The organism is Empedobacter brevis NBRC 14943 = ATCC 43319 (genome assembly GCF_000382425.1).
Taxonomy (GTDB): domain Bacteria; phylum Bacteroidota; class Bacteroidia; order Flavobacteriales; family Weeksellaceae; genus Empedobacter; species Empedobacter brevis.
Genome location: NZ_KB908291.1, coordinates 437,351 through 456,650 on the forward strand (window position 1 = coordinate 437,351; position 19,300 = coordinate 456,650).

Sequence of the window (19,300 nt, forward strand, 5' to 3'; positions counted from 1 at the left end):
ATCATTAAAAATTAACATTATGGCACTTAAACCAGGACCAAAAAGAATTGCAGAGTCAACTGGGAAACCAGACCAACGTCAGCGTGACAACAAAGGAACACCCGGAAATACACCATCATTAAAACCTTCTAAATCGACACCGAAACCAAAGAAATAAAAAATGGCGAGAGTAAATATTCTTAACGAAGTATCAAATGGAACTTCAGGTGAATGGAAACTGTGTTTCCAATGGTGCGAATACGTTTATGATGATGGAAGTACTGAAAATGGCTATAGGTTTATTTGGAGAAAACCTGATAATACACTTCAAGCTGCTAGAGGACAAGCTAGAATTCCAAGTTTTGAAGATATGCAAGAATTAATACTTTTAGCTACTCGAGACGGTTGGTTAATTACAGTTGAAAAAAAACTACTATAATATTGTATTGATGAAATAGCGAGTAAACAAGCAAACTCAATACTTAAACCACAATTAAATATAAACAAACAAAAGGTCGTTGCATTGCAACGACCTTTTTATAAGTATACTATTTTCTGAATTCTTTATTTTATGATTTCAAAAAATCTTTCTGTATCATAAGCTTCCCATACCAGTTTATTATTTAGCCAAACTTTTTTACAAACTTCAGTATTTCCGCTTCTGTTAATTTCACACCTTATGGTATCGGTGTCTGTTTTATTCCATTTCACATAGGTTATTGGATTTGAACTGTTTTTAGTGGTGTTAGGAAATATTCTTATTCTATATTCTTTTTCATGCGGATAAACAAAAAAGCCGTTCGGATAATTAAGGTTTTTATCATTCACCACTGTTTGTTTACCATCAATTTCATAAATGATTTGAAATTCATTTTGATTCAAAGCATTTGAATTATTTGGGTTAAGCAAATCATTCCCGTCATTATCTTTTACAGCGATATTAATAGCTGTGTCTACAATAAATTGCTCATTATTATCATCTGACTGACAAGCTGTAATAATCATGTAGGTTAAGAAAAAAAGTAAGTGTTTCATAATGTTTATTTTAAGGTTTAATATTATATACCATACCTGTTTTATAATTGAAGGTATGCTCTCCGGGATTAAAGTTATTAAAACTATACCAGCCGTTATAAGTACCGTCCCATCCCCAATTCATATTGTATTTTAACATAGAACCCCAGCAAGGGTCAGTATAGTTTAGGTAACCGTCGCATACCCATGCATGGCCGTCTTTGTATTGTGAAAAAATCCACCAGCCCGATTTTCTGCCACCTCTGAGGATAACCGGCCGGTTAGCATTCAATTCATTTTTAACCGTCTGATAGTTATAACCGGAATATGTAGCAGAACTGTAGCCAAAATCGTTCCTAAAAGAAGACGCTACTTCATCTTGCGTATCAGCTCCCGAGCCGTTGCATTCATAGGACATATTAACAGCAACACCGATAGCACTCATTAATGCGGAAGTCGTAGCTGTACCATACGAATCGGGCATAGCCGACCAACTGTAACTTGCCGGATACTGATGGTACTTCATGACCTGCGCCATAGCAGTAGCAACACAACCTGTCCAGGCATGGCTGCAAGGACCACAAGACATTGATGGGGTTTGTGAATTGTATCCACACCCCTGCCCCCAGGTTGTTTGAAGAAAAGGACCTTTTTGTATGGTATACGGTGTACAATCTGGCTCTTCCGGAGGTATTATACGATAGGAAACAACATCAGCGCCTCCTTCTTGTAAGTTTTTCCATTGATTCTCAATTTGTACCGTACTTTTAGGATTCTCCTTTCGGATTTTTTCGATATTCTCTTTGGAACTATACAGCCAACTGACCAAACCTGTCGGAAAGTAGTCATTATCAATATCAAACCGATTCGTTTCAGAAAAGGCCAAAACAGGTTCTGAGCGTTTGTCTCCGGCTAAAATAACAAATCCTCCTTCTTTATAATTGATAATAAAATAAGCCGCTTTCTTTTTTTCGTCCGGAACCTCTAAAATAGATTCTATTTCTTTTTGCTGTTTTATTGCAGCGCTTTTCAGAGGTCTATTGGTTAAGTTTTCTCTTGTATTAATTAAAACCAGGCCCTTTGCAATGCTTTCTGCTGTTGTTTTGCTTACCATAAACTCATCATTCGCAGCTGATAAATCCATATCCGTCATATCTGTATCACTACAGGAAAAGAATGTTCCCAAAATAAAAATCAGAACAGTTAACCATTGTACTCGTTTAATTTTTTTCATCTTTTCAGGTTTTTAAACTAATTAAATTATTTATAAATTCTACTAGTTTGGTTACAGGTTACGATTGCCCGGACTCGATATTTAACAAACTGTCCGGTGTACACTCTAAAATGAAATAGGCATTTAAATGTTGATATCGAATAAAAACTTTTTTTACATTATCTTTCTCTTTAGTGATTTTATATATTTCAAAATATTTTTTGTCTGTCACTTTGTCTTTGGAAATTATAATTATTGCTTTTTGTTGTTTTATATTTTCAAAATAATCTAAATACCCATTTTCGATAAAAATAAATTGCTTAATGTTAAAATACTCCACCTCTTTTGATTGAGTAAATTCATTTAGAATTTTACCATCTAAACAGTGAGATGATAGTTGCAGGAACACTAAAATAAAAACAAGATTTTTCATAATATTCAGGTATCTATGTAATTGTAAATTGATATTTCACTGCATATTTTTTTCATAATACAGCTAGTTTAATTTCCAAAAATGGAATTATAATATCCTCTGTAAATAATTGATAATAAAAGGCAGGCAAGGAAAATCCCTTGACTTTTTATTCGCACTATTCTATAAATTACCTTGCTCATCTGCATGTGTTTGTTTCCATTTTCCATGTTTCAAAGTCATTATGAAAAATGAAATTCCGTAAAACCTGTCTCCCCACATTTCACTGTTATTACGGGTATAAACCGTTACAAATGCTGTTTTATTATCTGTAGTATAAATAATGTTTGATACTAAAAAATACCAGTTATTTTCAGGAATGGTAGAAATCATTTCGACTTTTGGGCTAACTATATTAACGGTATTTTTTTCAGCTTTTAAGGCTCTGAAATATAATGAATCTCGTTCTGTCTCTGTAAAAAGCAGACTCATTTTTTTTATATGAGTTCCATAACACAAAGCTCCGGGATAGGAATCTGCTGAAATAATGCTATCGCCTAATTTGTCAGAAAAATGGGTCTGCTCGTCATATTTAAACTCTTTGCCACGTATAAGAAATATAGAATCCATTACCCTGAATTTATCCATATTTTTTTTCGTGTCCTGGTTGTAGAAATTTAAATATTCAAAGTTTTTAGGGTTTTCAAAAATAGCACAGTAGATATCATTCTCTTGAGAAAAAGCTAAAGTATTAATTAACAATATTATAAAGGTGTATAATTTTTTCATATTAAACATTTAATTTAATTCCCAAAAATGAATTTCTAAGGCGTCTTGAAAATGACAGCTTACTTTACATTTAATACCATCAAAAATATCAATATGTCCTGTTGCACCAAAATAATTGGTTTTAGGAAATTTATCTCTCCCAAAAACTTTCATCATGCTCTTCAAGTCTAAATCGATAATCGGCACTTCTAATTAAGTAATAATCATCTTTTTTTTCAACAATAAAAAAGGTGATTTTATTCTCAAATGAATCGTTTGCAAGAATACTCGACAATTTTTTGCGGTCGGTAACCGATGTTGACTCAATAATTATCGGCTGTTATTTTTGTTCGAAACCATTGTTCCAAATGTTTTCCAAATCAATATCATCAAAAATCATTTCTGCTTTCTTTTCTTTACAATTGTGAATTATCAATGTGTAATTTTGAGCTGAAGAAAAGGAAGTCATTAAAAAGTAAGATGTAACGTTTTCATATTCCAGTTTAAAAATAGTCTTGTCATTATCAAGAGTCTTCATTAAAAGTTTTCCTTTTCCAAAGTCATCATACACATCATACACTGTCACGTTATTATAACTATTTACATGATGAATACGATATTCAACAGTTTCTGCTGTTTCGATAGTGACTTTGTCTTTGTCCAAAGATATGAACTGTCGATACCCTAAATCACACGGTTTGTACAAATAATATTTTCCATTTTTCAATACTATATTTGTATAGGCGTTTTCTCCACTTTGTTCAAGAAAATCTATGTACTTACTGTCATTTATGTCTGCTATATATTCGTATTCTTTAATACTTTTGCAGCTGAGTATTAAAAGAAAAAAAGATAAAAAAATTAATTTCATAGCGACTTACTTTTTCTAATCATTGTTAATGTATATGACTTGCCTTTAGCATAGCTAGCTTTACTGTAACCAATCAATTTTCCAGAGGATGGATTATAATATAGTTTATTGTCTACATGTGTTCCACTACTTTGATTACTGGTTGCGTTATCATAAAATCTCAGGAATTTTCCTGAAGAATCTTGACCCATTCCAACAATTACAATAAAATGGTCCGTGGTACCATCTGTATTAGGATTAGTTGATTGTCCTGACTTTAAATCTACTCCTACAATTACTGGAATTCCATTTGAAAGAGCATAGTTCAAATAACTTATTCCTTTTTTTAATTCATCAAAATTAACGCCCTCGCTTTCCTTATAAACTTGAAAAGTTTGCCCATTCGCAAAATAATTAGAAATCTGGAAGCCTACATTCTTTAATTGCTCTTTACAATAAACCATACAATCTTGTTTTAAATTTCCATATCCCCAGCCAATAAAAGATGATGGAGAAATAACAGGACCAACATTAGTCCAATCTTGTTGAATGTTAACTATTTGATATATAGTGTTATCATAGTTACCTATCGTATTATTATTATAATCAGAAATTACGTAATCAATGTTTTCATTCCGATTAAACCAAAGGTCACTAAATGATATATTTTGGTTTTGCACACTAAAACTTAAAAACGAAGAGAGAAAAGTTGTTGTTGATGGTGTTAAGGAACTATTATTTACTGATAACCCATTGTTAGCATAATTTTGTAAAATCATTTTTTCCTGTTGGGTTAAATTATTCCAAAACGTCATAAACTGCTGAGCACTAAATTCACTACCCATCAGGCTGCTGCGAACTATATGTTCTGTTAATTTATTATTATTGGTTTTCAGGACATTATCATTAACTATAAAATTTAATAAGGCGGTAGCCGTTTGTTTGCTTTCTTCCGAAAAGTTTTGTTGTACCAGGTAACCTGAAACAATCAGTTTTATATCGTAATTCTCCAATAACCAGCTTTTGGTTGCTGTGTTGAGTATGTTTACAAAATTCTCGAACTTTATGGTAGAAGATGATGTCCCGCCACCCCCGCCGGTTCTGCCGGGATTTATATCAATAATCTGGTTAGGCATTTCCTGGATATCGCTGGTTATTGTGGTTGTACAGAAAACGCGAGTTAATACATATAAATAAGCGTCGTTTATCAGCCCTCTGTTGCATGATTCTCCGTATTCATGATTGCCACTATGAGAGCATCTGGTATAACCGAATGTAAATACCATAGTACAGTCTTTCTGTACGCCATAGGTAGTTCTTTCGTCGCGAACCCCTTTCACAAAGTAGTTACTAAAACGAATGGTTTGCGAGGCATTTGTAAGTTCTACTCTTCCGGTAAAAAGCTCTTCAATTTTGTCACCTTCCGGGTAATACCGTAAATATCCTGATTTATTGACACCATTTTCTATGGTTACAACAAATTTCTCTAAATAATCGCCTTTTGTTTTAAATTCTTTGGTTACAAATGAATAGGTTTCATTGCCATGAACAGCATCATGATAGTAATCGACCATAATTTCTACATCATCGTCAGATGTACCACCTGATTCAGTGGTTGATTTATTTAGCTTCCCATTTCTAGTTTGGGCAAGGGCTTGTATTTGCTTACCTAAAAGCGATTCATTACCGGAAAAGGTAATATAAAATTCATCAAACGAAAGGGTACGATGCACAATTTCATCAGGCATTGCAGAATCTTTTATGGGTTCATTAAATTCATCATGAGTACAACCTGCTAACAGGCATACCATAAACAGTAATAATAATCTTTTCATTAAGTAGTGATTTATTTTGGTTATCGTAAATATAAATTTAAAATTGATAATCAACTACTTGATAAACGTTTAATTTTTGATTTTTTACTAGAATTAGATGCCATTTGTTATTATTCTTTCTTGTTTTTCCCCTTCCTTCGTCAGCATAGGCATTCTGCTTGTATTTCTTACTACTTTATAAAAAGCAGACAATAAAAACGTCTTAATATTTCTCTCTTGAGAGAAATTATTCTAAAATGTTACTCGATATAAAAACTTTCGTATATTTGAGTGTTATAGGCAATTATACAAATCTCCGTAACATCCAATGAACATTTTTATTGATACATCCATTTTATTTACAGATCCATTTTTTAAAGAAATTTTTAAAAAGGAGGTTTTGAATGCATGTAGACTTAAGCGAGTAAATATTTTTATTTCAGAAGTTGTAATAAAAGAGCTATTACATAATTATGAGAAAAATTTAGACAAAATAATAATTGATATTAAAAACATAAACATAAATAGCAGTAAGCAAATTTTAGATTTTCATAGATTTCCTGTTCCTGATAAACAAAATTTGATAAAACAATTAGAGAGTTTTTTTGAAAACTTATCAAAGTTGAGTTCTTTCCATATATTACCAATTAATAATGATTTCTTACCGATAGTATTAGAAAAGGCAATAAAAAGATTAAAACCATTTACAGAAAAGAAAACAGAAATAAAAGATGCTTTGATATGGCAGACTTACATAACTCACATAAATGAAAATAGACTTGAAAATTGCTATTTATTAACTCAAAATGTTAATGACTTTGGGCAAAAACAAGTAGATGAAACTTTTATAATTCATCCTGAGCTCCAAAAGGAATGTTCTAAAATAATTCTTATTAATAGCTTCAAAGAAATTCACAAAATTCATAACAGTTATTTTGAAAAACAACAAGAAGAAAACAAACAAAAATTCATTTCTTGGCTTGAAAAAGAGAATATCAACGAAGACTATGTACATAATATTTTATGGGATAATTATATTGATAAAGTAGCAGATAATATTTCAAACTACATTGAGAGAGTTGATTTAGATAAATATTTTGAAGAAAGTCATTTGATTAATATGGGGGGGTATGCAGAAATCAATGAATTTCATTGGGGAAATTGTAGTGAAGTTGAAATTGAAGTATTAGAAGAAAATGCAATAATAAGTGGAATTTTAGAAGTTAGTGGTGAAATACAAGGTTATGGATATAATTCTGTACGCGATCCAGGTGATGATAAATTTCCATTTATTGGTTCAGAAGATGCCGAATTTAAAGTTTATTTTAATTTTTTAATAGATGAAGACGGCATTCATGACTTTGAAATAACTGATGTTCATGATATATAACTGCACATAATAAAGGTTTGACGCAATGGCGGATTAAGTACTAAATTGAAAGTTTAGGCTTTCTATATCGCAAAAAGCCAACTACATTGACTTTTTTTCTTAAATTTATTAAATTAATTGGCTTTTGCTTAATGTGTCGCTAAATTGAAACTTTTCATCTTCAATTTACAGCCACTTTACAAAGCACTCGAACGTCAGGCGTCACTATAAGACAATCCAATGAAAAGTAATATCGAAAGACGACAAAATATATTTGATGGTGTGCTACCTCCTAGTGGTTCAAAAGCTTATTTTGAAACCATTGAAAAATTGGAGGAAAGATTTGGAAACGATAAAAAACATCAAGAGTTTATAAAAAAATGTTGGGAAAAAGTCATCAAATCATTAGAAGCCCAATATTTATCAAACTGCGATCTAATTACAGAAAATTCACTTCGTCACTATTTGAAAGAGTTTAATAATAGAGCTTGGAAATACGGTTTAAGAAGTATGCCTGTAATGTTCAATATTATGGAGGCATTTTTCAATTACAGGAAACCCGAAATTTATTTTGAACTTATAGAAGAAGAGAATTATTTGATATCGTTTTTTGACTTCATTGACTATATAACTTCCAAAGAATTTGAAGACAACAAAACTCTAATTGATGAGAATATAACACCTGACATTATTTACAACTTCAACGTTGGAAAAGACCTTGAAGAAATTAAATTCAAAAATGACGAGGATGAAGAATATATTATTGCAGGCGTTTCAATCATCAGAAGAGATAATGAAATAACAGTTCTAATGATTACAGGCAAGAAAAAGACTTCTGAAATTTTTTTAGATAAAAGTTCATTAAAATTTGACACACAAAACTCAAACAAAACGAAACTTATTGATGAGATAAAAGAAACCCTTAAAACTAATGAGATTGAATATGAATATCTTGATAACGACAAAAAGTATATAAAAGTTTTAGTTGCCAGTAGAATTGACTTGGAAACAATGACAATTGATGCAAGATATATAGCAGAAGAAACTAACCTAATGTTTAACGTTGTTACAGATGAAATTGACGGGTTTTTGGATGGAAAAGGAAGTTTTATATCCGAAGATTTGAAGAGAACCTATGAAAGTAGTAAACAAAAGGTGGAAGGCTTTAATGCGATTTTTGAAGTAATAAAATTATCCTTGTATTTGCCTTATTTTTTTAATTCAAAAGAGGATGCAATAGTTGAAGAAGTATTAGACACACAATTTAAAAAACAAATTAGTAGTCCATTAACTAAAAGAAAATTTAATAACGTTTTCGGTTATAAATCAGCGACTAAATCACTTTATTCAATTGACGTAAACAATGTTTTTTCTCCAGACAAAATCAAATTACGAGACGACCTTTTTAAAGTTCAAAGTGGTGGTTATTGGAAAAAAATTGCTATTGATGAAATTGGGTTGGACAAAAAAGGAAATCCAATTCACGGAAGGACTTGGGTAAACCAAAGTTTAAGCTGGTTTGAAGCAAAAGAAGACGATTTAATTGTTGAAAAAGAAACTGAATTATATAAAGACAAGAATGCAGGTTTCATATACATTCTTAGAAATCCAATAATGGAAAAAAATATCTTCAAAATTGGACTGACAAGATATGACGTTGATGAACGAGTTAGACAACTTTCAAAAACTAGTGTTCCTGACAAATTTTACAAATCGCAAGAATGGAATGTAAAAGATTGTATAAAGGCTGAAAAAGAAATTCATTTAAGACTAGATGCTTATAGAGTTGACCCACGTAGAGAGTTTTTCAAGACTGAATACGATAAGGCAATTAAAGTAATTAAAGAAGTTGTGGACGAAATAAATAGAGAATAACAAACCGCTAACAAAAGTTTTGCAAAACGCGGAGTAAGTGAAAACTCAAAACTTAAACCGTAATCACAATTAAATGATAACAAACAAAAAGGTCGTTGCATTGCAACGACCTTTTTGTAAATATACTATTATTGAATAGCATCTATAACGAAGTAGTGTTTAACCATGAACCAGAATCCGCGTAAGGGATAGCAGTGGAAAGCCCACAGCGAGGAACGAGCGAGGACTTGTAGTACAAGTGAAAAAAAAGCAACTAAATGTTGCTTTTGATGAAAATTGCGAACGAAGTTCTCCCGACCCTTTGCGTTTTCGCCTCCGGTTTAAACCGGGGGGATTAAAAGGCAAGGGATACGCCCGACTCCCCTCCTGTCAGCATAAAGCAGTACCGCACTTTTTATGTTTCGAATCCGTCAAAAAATTCGATTGCTAAAAAAAATAGCACCGGATAAGGTGATTATATTCCTAAATTTAGTACGTATAAGAAAACAGGTGTCAAAATGGAACGAAAGGAACGCATTACACAATGGTACAACGCTTATTTTCCGAAAGTGGCAGCCTTTATTTCAAAAAGGGGCGGCACGCTGGAAGATGCGAAAGATATTTTTCAGGAAGGCCTGGTGATTCTGTACGAAAAAAAGGACTGGGAAGGCCCTGTAAACGAAGCGGCGTATTTGTTTGGTATCTGCAAGAACCTTTGGTTTAAGCAGGTTGGCGACGCGTCTAAATTCCGGAAGGATACGACTGATGTCAGCGAGGAGCCGGTACTTTCAGTTGACGATAACCGCCTTTTGCAACTGTTGCATTCGGCAGGCGAAAAATGCATGAAACTGTTGCAGCGTTTTTATTATGACAACCGGAATGTTGAGCGGATAAAAGAGGAATTCGGTTTTTCGTCTCACCACTCAACAGCAGTACAGAAATACAAATGTTTGGAAAAAATCCGGGAAACCGTGAAACAAAATGCGTTGCGTTATGAGAGTTTCTTTGAATAAAACAGCCCTGATTGAAAAGCTGCTTTTCTGTCCGGATGCTTTACAGCCGGAGGAAAAAGCATTGGCGGAAGCCTACACTATTCTGGATGCCGATTTTGCATCGGAAATAGCACATCAGAAAAAAGCGGTTGATCTCATCCTGGAAGCAGGCAGAAGAGAACTGCGGCAGGAAATAAACGAGGTGCATGATGAACTCTTTTGTCCCCATGCTAAAAATACGCTGAAAAACCGCATACTGAAGCTGTTTTTGTAACACATGATGTGCTTCTTATTGACACCTCTGCTTTCTTTTCAAAAAAAAGAAACAGCCCTTCTTTTGTCTCATTTTTTAACTTATATACGATGAAAAACATCCACCACGAATTTACCAAATACGCACGACTGGAACATGGCATAAATTCCGTGAACACCGAAAAATACATCACCCAATCCATGACACCTTATATCATGGAGGAAAGAACGCTGAACGTGGCGCAAATGGACGTTTTCTCGCGTTTGATGATGGACCGGATTATTTTCCTGGGCCAGGCTGTAGACGACCAGGTAGCCAACATTATACAGGCACAGCTGCTCTTTCTGCAATCGCTCGATGCCAAAAGAGACATTTCCATTTACATCAACTCAGGCGGAGGCGCTGTTTATGCGGGATTAGGGATTTACGACACCATGCAGTATATCAGTCCGGATGTTGCCACCATTTGCACGGGATGGGCGGCGTCTATGGCGGCGGTATTACTTTGTGCGGGCGCTAAGGGGAAACGTGCGGTGCTGAAACATTCGAGAGTGATGATTCACCAGGCGTCCGGCGGTACGCAGGGAACCGCAAGAGATATGGAAATCAGCCTGCAGGAGGTGTTAAACGTGCAGAACGAATTGTTTCAAATCATTGCCGGCCATTCGGGTAACGCTATCGAAAAAATCAGGCAGCTTTCGGACCGTGATTACTGGATGACAGCCCCGGTGGCGAAAGAACTCGGACTGGTAGATGAAATTTTGATCCGCGCCTGAACATATTCTCATGCGCACGAAAGGAGTTTTACGTTGTGTATCTCTTCCCTCCTGTCCGTTAATCAGACTGTGTCAGCCGAAATCTCTTTGCCGTCGGCATAGGTTTTGCCCCATTCGCAAAGCTGTTTCAGAATCGGTACCAAATCATGTCCCTTGTTGGTCAGCACATATTCAATGCCGGCAGGCACCGTTTCGGGAAGTTCCTTTTTTACCAGTATAGCGTGCGTTTCCAGCTCTTTAAGCTGTCGCCCTAAAACCTGTTCAGCAATATTCGGCAAGGCCTTTTTCAGCAAATGAAAACGGTTATTCCCCTGCGAAATAGAGTACACAATCTGTGATTTCCAGCGTCCGCTAATCATCGCAATGGCCGAATTTAATTCACAAACCCGGAACAGGAACTGTTCATTTATCGTATTGGTTGAATTTTCTTTACGCATCATCGTCTTTTTAAACCACTCACAATTTTGTTCGGTATTGCACAGGACAAAATGCTTGCAGAATTTTACACCAACAAAAATACAACATATGAAGAAGTTATGCCTTATCGCAATCGGACTTATCAGCAGCATGATGTTGCAGGCACAGGAAAAATGGGTACTAAAATCGGACTATTTAACGAGTCCCGACACCGTTTTTGTTTTCAAACCCAAAACCTACCACCCGGCAGAAAAATATCCGCTCGTGTACCTCCTTCACGGATACAGCGAAAACTACCGCCAGTGGTCAAAAACAACCGACCTGCAAAAACGCGCAGACGACTACAACTGCATTATTGTAACGCCCGATGGTTTTACCTCGTTTTACATCAACAGCCCGCAAAACAAAGGCGTTCGTTACGAAGATTTTTTCTTTAAAGAACTCGTCCCGAAAGTCCATCAGGCCTTTCACATTGACGAAAAAAATATTTTTATAAGCGGTTTAAGCATGGGCGGCTATGGCGCGTTGCGGTATTTTATTTTACATCCCGGTTATTTTAACACGGCAGGTGCCACAAGCGGCGCGCTGGAAATAGATTATCCGGCCTTTCAGCACGCCAGTCAGCATTTCTGGCAGACCAGCAGAATGACAGACGATTTGATAAAACACATCGGAAACCCCGCCGCCACAGACTGGAACCGTTACAGCATTTCAACCTTACTGCAGGAAACACCCGGTTTCAATAAACCCTTTATTTTCGATTGCGGAACAGACGACATTTTATACCCCGCCTCACTCCGCTTAAAAGCACTGACCGACAGGCTGCACATTCCGGCAACATTTATGGCCATGCCCGGCAACCACAACACCGCGTACTGGAACACATCCATCGACTATCATTTCGTGTATTTTGCCCAACACAAAAAGTAGAACCGCCGGATTTAGTTCTCCGTTTTTTTTATCTTCTCGTTCTTTTCCGCCGTTTCCGTCCCCCATTCCGCAATAGCATTCAGTACAGGAATCAGCGTTTTGCCAAACGGCGTCAGCTCATAATCCACTTTCAGCGGCGGTTTGCTCGTATGAACCGTACGTTTCACCAAACCGTCCTGTTCCATTTCTTTCAATTGCAGGCTCAGCGTCCGTTCCGTAATCACCTTGCAGGCCTTACGCAATTCGCTGTACCGTTTTTTTTCGATTAAATGAATCAGAATTACCGCCTTCCATTTACCGCCTATATATTTCATTGTCAGGCTTGTGCAGCACGGATACTGCTTGTCGTCTATACTATACATCTGTAACTATCATTTTTGACCGTTATTGCAAAGGTAAATCACTATACTTAGTTTTGCAACAGTAAAAAGTATAGTTTAATTTAAAAACGACCCATATGAAATTTTCAGACCTTGCCAAAACCAGGTATGCGACCAAAAAATACGACACCACAAAACAGGTGACAAACGAACAAATCGACGAGTTAAAAGAAATCCTGCGGTTAAGCCCCTCTTCTATCAACAGCCAGCCGTGGAAATTTACGTTTGTCACGGACAAAGCCGTAAAAAAAGAACTGGCTTCCCACTCCTATATGAACGAACAGTCCATTAACAACGTCCGTCTCCTGGTCGTATTCAGCGTCATGAACGATATTACCCATTTCGAAAAACGCAACCTTTCCGTGCTTCCCGAAGCCTGGGTAACAGGTTTCTATGAGCCGCTGGTGAAATCGAACGGTCCCTATGCCGTAAAATCATGGATGGAAAGTCAGGTGTACCTTTCTTTAGGCTTCTTTTTAAGCGCCTGCGCCAGTATGGGACTCGACGCCACACCCATGGAAGGCATTGACAGAAAAGCCTACCAGCACATCCTGCAGCAAGACGGCTATGCCCCGTTATTTGCCGTAACAGTGGGATATGCAGACCGCAGCGACTGGGCACATCCCGACAACCTGCCCAAAAACCGGTTTCAACTCGAAGAAGTGGTACACACCATTTAAACACCAAAGAAACCACCCCAAAACCTGTGTTGAAAAAGTACTTGTTACGCCCAACACAGGTTGAGGATGGGGAACAACCATCCTATTTTGGGCGTGTCCCTTCGGGTCGGGCTATCCGCTGTATCTTTTGCTCCACTGCATTTCGCAAAAGGATGCCACTGCTATCCCTCACGCAAACATCCGGCTCCTTCAACATAAACCCGTGAGTTACATATTTTGTCCATGGTTTAAACCATGGGCTTTTTTATCACCACCCAACCACGACACGACAACACAACAAACGTTATTTTAGATTCAATCTATTTTACTGCACACCAGTTATTTATTGCCTATTTTAAGAAATATCCATTATATTCGCACAATAACTGTAACCCGTAACAAAATATTCGAAAATGTTACTCAATTTAAAAACTTTCGGATATTTGGGTGTTAGGCACAATTATACATAAATAACTTAAATGGCAAAAAAACAACAATTGGTAGCAGTTGACCAAACTCCGACTGAATTAACTACTTCTAAAGAGGAATTCAATGAAATACTTGACAAAAGAATTGAGATTGGGGAAGAACTATATGATCGACAAATCACTACTCAAGAGGCTTTCCAGAAAAACCGAGAAGATTTCTCAAATTGGCATGACTACAATTCCGAATACTTAAAGCATGCCTTCAATAAAGAATATAACGAATACAAAAAACGATATGATGATGCTGGTTCTTTTTTCTTTGGGATTATTGGCGGAAGAAATCCATCTCCCGCAGAAGAACTTACAAAATTCAAGAATAAAGTCAATTCCAAACTTGACAACCTGAAAAAATTAAGAGCAAAAACAGATTTATTAAAATCGCCGATTCAAGAAAAATCGGATGTTTCTGAAAAATCAATTACACTTGATAAATCACAGGTTTTTATTGTTCACGGTCATGACGATGAAGCAAAGACTAAGACAGCCCGATTTATTGAAAAGTTAGGATTAAAGTCAATAATTCTTCATGAACAAGCAAGTGGAAGTAGAACGGTTATTGAGAAAATAGAAGCTTATTCAAATGTTGGTTTCGGTATTATCCTATACACAAACTGCGATATTGGTGCGAAAGCAGAAGAAAACCCAAATTATAAAAGCAGAGCAAGGCAAAATGTTGTTTTTGAGCATGGATTTTTGATTGGTAAAATTGGCCGGGAGAATGTTTGTGCGTTGGTTAAAGGAGAAATTGAAACGCCAAATGATATATCTGGTGTTGTTTATGTAAAAATGGACGAAGATGAAGCGTGGCACCTTAAAATTGCTAAGGAGCTAAGAAATTCAGGTTACGAAATTGACATGAATAAATTATAACTGTGCCTAACAAGGGTTTGGCGCAATGGCGAGTTAAGTGATAATTGAAAGTTTCGGCTTTCTATACCGCAAAAAGCCAATTACATTGACTTTTATTCTTAAATTTATTCAATGAATTGGCTTTTGCTTACCGTGTCGCTAAATTGAAACTTTTCGCTTCAATTTCCGCCACTACCAAACCCCATTCCGTTATGTAGCATTTTAAACGATACAAGAACAACAAAAAAAACGTTGCATTTCAATCTAATGTTTCTTAGTATGGTTTCGCTATCCGTAAAAATTATTTAAAGTATAATTAAACAATTAACTATATTAGCAATAAATTTTAATAAAATACAGCTATAGTTTTTTACGAAACTTTTGTATACTAGTTTCATGACGGTTAACTTAAAATAAGAACCCTAACCAAGCATCAAATGATATGATATTACTAAGTATTATCAACTTTCTAACTAATGAAAAAATTCTCCCGATATTAATTAGTACAGTTACAACAATTATAGTTTTCTTTCTGACTCTTCTGACAAAAAATTATATAGAAACAAAAGTTTTACGTTCTAAACTTGACACAGAGCATAAATTTGACCAACGGAAAAAAATAAAAGAAGTACTTGCCAAATACAAAGTCCATCTATTGACAGCTTGTGAAGACTTTAATCACAGAATGTGGAACTTTTCCAACAAGCATCAAGAAAAATGGTTAGAAGTTAATGTCGACTATTTAAATAAGCACTATTATTTTGATTCATTTGTGTATAGACATTTGGCGATTTTTGCGTGGACAAAGAAAATTCAGAAAGAAATGATTTTTCTTGATACAACTATCGCAGGGAAAGCTGATTTAGAGTTTGTAAAGTTTCTAAATGTCTTTTCAAGAATGTTTTGTGATCTAACATTTATCGAAGGACTTAATGCGAATGGAAACAAAACCGACGATCATTTTTTCAGAAATGAATTCGACCTATTTGCAGATAGCTTAATTACAGAAACAGGAGTAAAATCGTTTTCGGAGTATTTGGACGACATTAATAATATTGCTCCTAAAATAAATAGACTGTTTCTATTCTTTGACAGTTTATCACCAAACGAAGAAAGAAAACGTTGGGACAGACTTCATTTTTTTCATTTGACAATTTTAATGTTCCTTAATAACTATGGTTATGACTTTCAGATAACAAATAATGAGAAATTGGAGCAGGTTTTAACTAGTCCCAAAAAGTCAAGCTACCTAGACAATTATTTTCTTTTTTTAAAAGAGTATCATCTGACAGACAATAAACAAATTAAGATCCTAAAAAAAATAGCTAAAAAAGTTAAAAAAAAAGGACCTCTAACAACGTATTGGAAAAATAACAATTTAAAGGAGAAATTGAAAATTTTAGCTTCCAAACTCTTCACTATCACCAAGTCGTAGCCCGTTATGAACCATTTTAAACGTTACAAGAACAACAGAATAAAAGGTCGTTGCATTTCAATCTAACGTTTTTAGAATGATTTCGCTATCCATAAAAATTATTTAATGATAATAAAACAATTAACTATATTAGCAATAAATTTTAACAAAACACACAATTGAGATTACGCTAAAAACAATAACATACGCTAATTTTAACAAAAAAAGCGAAAATGATACTCAGTATAAAAACTATCGTATATTTAGGTGTTAGTGACAATAGTAAAAAACGTGTCGTCCTAAAATAGGTTGACTAAAAAATAAAATTTCGATAAATGGCAAAACCAAGAATTTTTGTAAGTTCAACATACTATGATTTAAGGCATATCAGAACAGATATAGATAGATTTATTCGTGAACAAGGTTATGAACCTGTTTTGAACGAACAAGGAAGCATTGCTTATGGTAAAGAAGATAGATTAGAAGAATATTGCTATAAAGAAATAAACAATGTTGATATATTAGTTTCTATAATTGGAGGCAGATATGGTTCTGAAAGTAAAATTGAAAAACATTCTGTTTCACAAATGGAATTAAAAACTGCATTTGATTTAAATAAGCAAGTTTATATCTTTATAGAAAAAGGTGTTTATAATGAATATCAATTTTATTTAAAAAATAAAGAAAATGAAACTACAAAATATACATACGCCGATAATATTAAAATTCATCAGTTTATAGAATTTGTAGAATCATTGCCAAACAATAATACAATTCACGGCTTTGAAACTTCTTCAGACATAACAATGTTTTTAAAAGAACAGTGGGCTGGTCTATTTCAAAGGTTTTTGCAAGAACAAACAAGGAGTAAAGAGATTCATATAATTAAAGGAATAGAAAACACAGCTAAAACTCTAAACCAACTTGTAACATTTCTTACAGAGGAAAAAAGAGGTTCTGAAAGCGCAATTAATGAGATATTACTTAGTAATCATCCAGCAATGGAACAAATAAAAGATATGTTAAAAATTCCATACAGAGTCTTTTTCACTAATAAAGATGAATTTCTTGATTTAATCAAAGCTCGAGGTTTTATAGAATCTAATGACAATTTTCCTCTCGATGATAAACAAACGTGGTTAATGGAAAAAAACTCACAATTATATGAACTAACCTATTCCGAAGATATTTTTAATTCTGATTCAAAGCTGAAAATTTATACAAAAGAAGAGTGGAATCCTGAATTCATAACTTTAGTAAAAACTAAAATCGAAGAAGAAGACAATTTACCATTTTAATAACTACTGCTGCCAACAGTGGTTTTGCAAAATGGCGGATTAAGGTAATAATAGAAAGTTCTTGCATTTTAGTCGCAACAGCTTTTTATACTTCCTTTTTTCATAAATTTAGTAAACAATAAAAGGCTGTTGCTTAGGTTAGTGCAAGGTTGAAAGCTTTGGCTTTCTAATCCGACACTATCGCCAAGTCGCAGCTCGTTAACGGTTATAAAAAAACTCTCGAATCTGAACTTATAGGTAATAAACATGAAAGGAATTACAAATTTAGAAATTCAAGAAACACGTGAAATTTTAGAAAGTTATTTTTCAGAAGCAGAACTTCGTGATTTACAAGAGCTAAGAGATAATCCTTTAGGAGTTCTTCAAGGATTAAAATTATCAATATTAGCTAGAATGGATTTTTTAAAATTAAATCAATTGTCTCGCTCAATCAGTACTTTAGTTCGTAATTTCTTAAAAAAAACAAGAAATGGATTTAATCGATATTCTAGATGTCTAGCTTGTAAAACAATTTTAAGGGTACTTCTCTATGGATTTGCCGCAGCTATTGGAATAGCAATAACTGCAATAAATAATCAATTTAATGGTATAGTAGATCTTCTTGCAAAGTTTTTTGAACAAACAACACAAAGTATTGAGACCTTTTTAAAAACATATGGATTTCAAATAAGCGCATTCAATTTATTTGACCTAAATGATCTGATAGAAAAGTTATGTGAAGAATATGGGTGGTGTTAAAAAACCACCACTAACAGCTATTTTAAGAAATGGTTGGCGCCGCTTATTAATGGAACGATAGAGAACAAAAAGTCTGTGTCATTTTTCAAAATTTTCTTAAATCCTTTTCGGTATATTTGTAAACATCAGTAACAAAATCCCCTCCATTTCTTAAAGCCAGCGGCACATTAGGAGAAATTTTACGAATACGAAAAGTATATGAAAGACAATGTTATAAAAATACCAGCTAACGATATCGAAATAAATTTGTATTGTTTTCTCGGAGAAGCTTTATTAAAAACTCAAATGGCCGAACAAGCTTTAAGCCATTCAATCACTCTTAAAATGAATCCCGCCGAAACAAAAGAACGAGCTGACGAGTTTTTAAAACAAAACCAGAGTTACACTTTCGGTCATGCCATTAAAATTGCAATCAAAGAGCAACTATATAGTTCATCATTACAAGATTCACTAAACGATTTTTTAAAGCAAAGAAATTGGTTGGTTCATAAAGTTATCTGTGGAAATGAAGAAAATTTAAATGTTGAGAATATAAAGGAGGAGCTATTTCATAAAATTAAATCTATTTCGGATAATGCAGAAAATATTCAACGTTTAATTGAATACGATTTGATTGAGTTTTGTTCTTCTCAAGGAAAAAATATGTCCGAAATCTGTAAACTTTTAAAATTACAAGAACAAGGATTAAGAATACGAAAGCAATAGCCGAAAATTCGCCTAACAAAGGTTTTGCTAAAGTGGAACAATAGTGTCAATTTCAACATTTGCGCTTCTAATCTACCACTTCATAAATTCCTAAACCGTTAGCTTTCATACAATATACACATCAACTT

At 34.3% G+C, this 19,300-nt stretch carries 23 protein-coding genes; 14 read left to right on the forward strand and 9 right to left on the reverse strand.

Annotation, left to right across the window (positions count from 1 at the left end; all coding sequences use genetic code 11):
* Positions 1-19 precede the first annotated feature (19 nt).
* Complete coding sequence (locus H277_RS20300; RefSeq protein ID WP_019973953.1) at positions 20-157, forward strand: hypothetical protein; 138 nt, start codon at positions 20-22, stop codon at positions 155-157.
* Positions 158-160: 3 nt separating this feature from the next.
* Positions 161-418, forward strand: coding sequence for a hypothetical protein (locus H277_RS0102300; RefSeq protein ID WP_019973954.1), 258 nt, complete (start codon positions 161-163; stop codon positions 416-418).
* Between the two features lie 125 nt (positions 419-543).
* Here the strand turns inward: H277_RS0102300 and H277_RS0102305 are convergent, their stop codons facing one another.
* From H277_RS0102305 to H277_RS0102335, 7 genes are all read right to left on the reverse strand, one after another.
* Positions 544-1,014, reverse strand: coding sequence for a hypothetical protein (locus H277_RS0102305; RefSeq protein ID WP_146810338.1), 471 nt, complete (start codon positions 1,012-1,014; stop codon positions 544-546).
* Positions 1,015-1,024: 10 nt separating this feature from the next.
* The gene (locus H277_RS0102310) at positions 1,025-2,227 is read right to left on the reverse strand and encodes a C10 family peptidase (RefSeq protein WP_019973956.1); all 1,203 of its coding nucleotides are present in this window, start codon (positions 2,225-2,227) and stop codon (positions 1,025-1,027) included.
* A 58-nt stretch (positions 2,228-2,285) separates the two neighbouring features.
* Positions 2,286-2,639 (reverse strand): hypothetical protein, encoded by a 354-nt coding sequence (locus H277_RS0102315; protein ID WP_019973957.1) that lies wholly within the window; start codon positions 2,637-2,639, stop codon positions 2,286-2,288.
* A gap of 162 nt (positions 2,640-2,801) precedes the next feature.
* Positions 2,802-3,407 carry a hypothetical protein gene (locus H277_RS0102320; RefSeq protein ID WP_146810336.1) on the reverse strand — a complete coding sequence of 202 codons (606 nt, stop codon included), beginning with the start codon at positions 3,405-3,407 and terminating at the stop codon, positions 2,802-2,804.
* A gap of 9 nt (positions 3,408-3,416) precedes the next feature.
* The gene (locus tag H277_RS20125) at positions 3,417-3,563 is read right to left on the reverse strand and encodes a hypothetical protein (RefSeq protein WP_154652436.1); all 147 of its coding nucleotides are present in this window, start codon (positions 3,561-3,563) and stop codon (positions 3,417-3,419) included.
* Positions 3,564-3,726: 163 nt separating this feature from the next.
* Positions 3,727-4,257 (reverse strand): hypothetical protein, encoded by a 531-nt coding sequence (locus H277_RS0102330; RefSeq protein WP_019973960.1) that lies wholly within the window; start codon positions 4,255-4,257, stop codon positions 3,727-3,729.
* Positions 4,254-6,071 carry a C1 family peptidase gene (locus H277_RS0102335; RefSeq protein ID WP_019973961.1) on the reverse strand — a complete coding sequence of 606 codons (1,818 nt, stop codon included), beginning with the start codon at positions 6,069-6,071 and terminating at the stop codon, positions 4,254-4,256. The genes H277_RS0102330 and H277_RS0102335 overlap by 4 nt, the downstream gene beginning before the upstream one ends.
* 307 nt (positions 6,072-6,378) lie before the next feature.
* On the opposite strand from H277_RS0102335, the gene H277_RS0102340 reads away from it, so the two are divergent.
* From H277_RS0102340 to H277_RS0102360, 5 genes are all read left to right on the forward strand, one after another.
* Complete coding sequence (locus tag H277_RS0102340) at positions 6,379-7,440, forward strand: PIN domain-containing protein (RefSeq protein WP_019973962.1); 1,062 nt, start codon at positions 6,379-6,381, stop codon at positions 7,438-7,440.
* 219 nt (positions 7,441-7,659) lie between these two features.
* Positions 7,660-9,294, forward strand: a complete 1,635-nt coding sequence (locus H277_RS0102345) for a GIY-YIG nuclease family protein (RefSeq protein ID WP_026357363.1) — start codon at positions 7,660-7,662, stop codon at positions 9,292-9,294.
* 497 nt (positions 9,295-9,791) lie between these two features.
* Complete coding sequence (locus H277_RS0102350; protein WP_019973964.1) at positions 9,792-10,286, forward strand: RNA polymerase sigma factor; 495 nt, start codon at positions 9,792-9,794, stop codon at positions 10,284-10,286.
* Positions 10,267-10,539: a hypothetical protein gene (locus H277_RS0102355; protein ID WP_019973965.1), complete on the forward strand. Its 273-nt coding sequence runs from the start codon at positions 10,267-10,269 to the stop codon at positions 10,537-10,539. The genes H277_RS0102350 and H277_RS0102355 overlap by 20 nt, the downstream gene beginning before the upstream one ends.
* Positions 10,540-10,628: 89 nt before the next feature.
* Positions 10,629-11,294 (forward strand): ATP-dependent Clp protease proteolytic subunit, encoded by a 666-nt coding sequence (locus H277_RS0102360; RefSeq protein ID WP_019973966.1) that lies wholly within the window; start codon positions 10,629-10,631, stop codon positions 11,292-11,294.
* A gap of 62 nt (positions 11,295-11,356) precedes the next feature.
* Here the strand turns inward: H277_RS0102360 and H277_RS0102365 are convergent, their stop codons facing one another.
* The gene (locus H277_RS0102365; protein ID WP_244874866.1) at positions 11,357-11,734 is read right to left on the reverse strand and encodes a winged helix-turn-helix transcriptional regulator; all 378 of its coding nucleotides are present in this window, start codon (positions 11,732-11,734) and stop codon (positions 11,357-11,359) included.
* Positions 11,735-11,819: 85 nt separating this feature from the next.
* Here H277_RS0102365 and H277_RS0102370 point away from each other — a divergent pair, with 85 nt between their 5' ends.
* Positions 11,820-12,641: an alpha/beta hydrolase gene (locus H277_RS0102370; protein WP_146810334.1), complete on the forward strand. Its 822-nt coding sequence runs from the start codon at positions 11,820-11,822 to the stop codon at positions 12,639-12,641.
* Between the two features lie 11 nt (positions 12,642-12,652).
* On the opposite strand, the gene H277_RS0102375 is transcribed toward H277_RS0102370, so the two are convergent.
* Positions 12,653-13,003: a winged helix-turn-helix transcriptional regulator gene (locus tag H277_RS0102375; protein ID WP_019973969.1), complete on the reverse strand. Its 351-nt coding sequence runs from the start codon at positions 13,001-13,003 to the stop codon at positions 12,653-12,655.
* A gap of 95 nt (positions 13,004-13,098) precedes the next feature.
* On the opposite strand from H277_RS0102375, the gene H277_RS0102380 reads away from it, so the two are divergent.
* The 6 genes from H277_RS0102380 (at position 13,099) to H277_RS0102405 (ending at position 19,172) form a co-directional block, all read left to right on the forward strand.
* Positions 13,099-13,701: an NAD(P)H-dependent oxidoreductase gene (locus H277_RS0102380; RefSeq protein WP_019973970.1), complete on the forward strand. Its 603-nt coding sequence runs from the start codon at positions 13,099-13,101 to the stop codon at positions 13,699-13,701.
* Positions 13,702-14,159: 458 nt separating this feature from the next.
* A complete protein-coding gene (locus tag H277_RS19915) occupies positions 14,160-15,038 on the forward strand; it encodes a TIR domain-containing protein (RefSeq protein WP_019973971.1) in 879 nt (292 codons plus the stop codon).
* A gap of 421 nt (positions 15,039-15,459) precedes the next feature.
* Complete coding sequence (locus H277_RS0102390) at positions 15,460-16,452, forward strand: hypothetical protein (protein WP_019973972.1); 993 nt, start codon at positions 15,460-15,462, stop codon at positions 16,450-16,452.
* Positions 16,453-16,766: 314 nt separating this feature from the next.
* Complete coding sequence (locus H277_RS0102395; protein WP_019973973.1) at positions 16,767-17,729, forward strand: DUF4062 domain-containing protein; 963 nt, start codon at positions 16,767-16,769, stop codon at positions 17,727-17,729.
* Between the two features lie 246 nt (positions 17,730-17,975).
* On the forward strand, positions 17,976-18,467 hold the full coding sequence (locus H277_RS0102400) for a hypothetical protein (RefSeq protein WP_019973974.1): 492 nt from the start codon (positions 17,976-17,978) through the stop codon (positions 18,465-18,467).
* Positions 18,468-18,665: 198 nt separating this feature from the next.
* The gene (locus tag H277_RS0102405) at positions 18,666-19,172 is read left to right on the forward strand and encodes a hypothetical protein (RefSeq protein WP_019973975.1); all 507 of its coding nucleotides are present in this window, start codon (positions 18,666-18,668) and stop codon (positions 19,170-19,172) included.
* Positions 19,173-19,300: the final 128 nt, after the last annotated feature.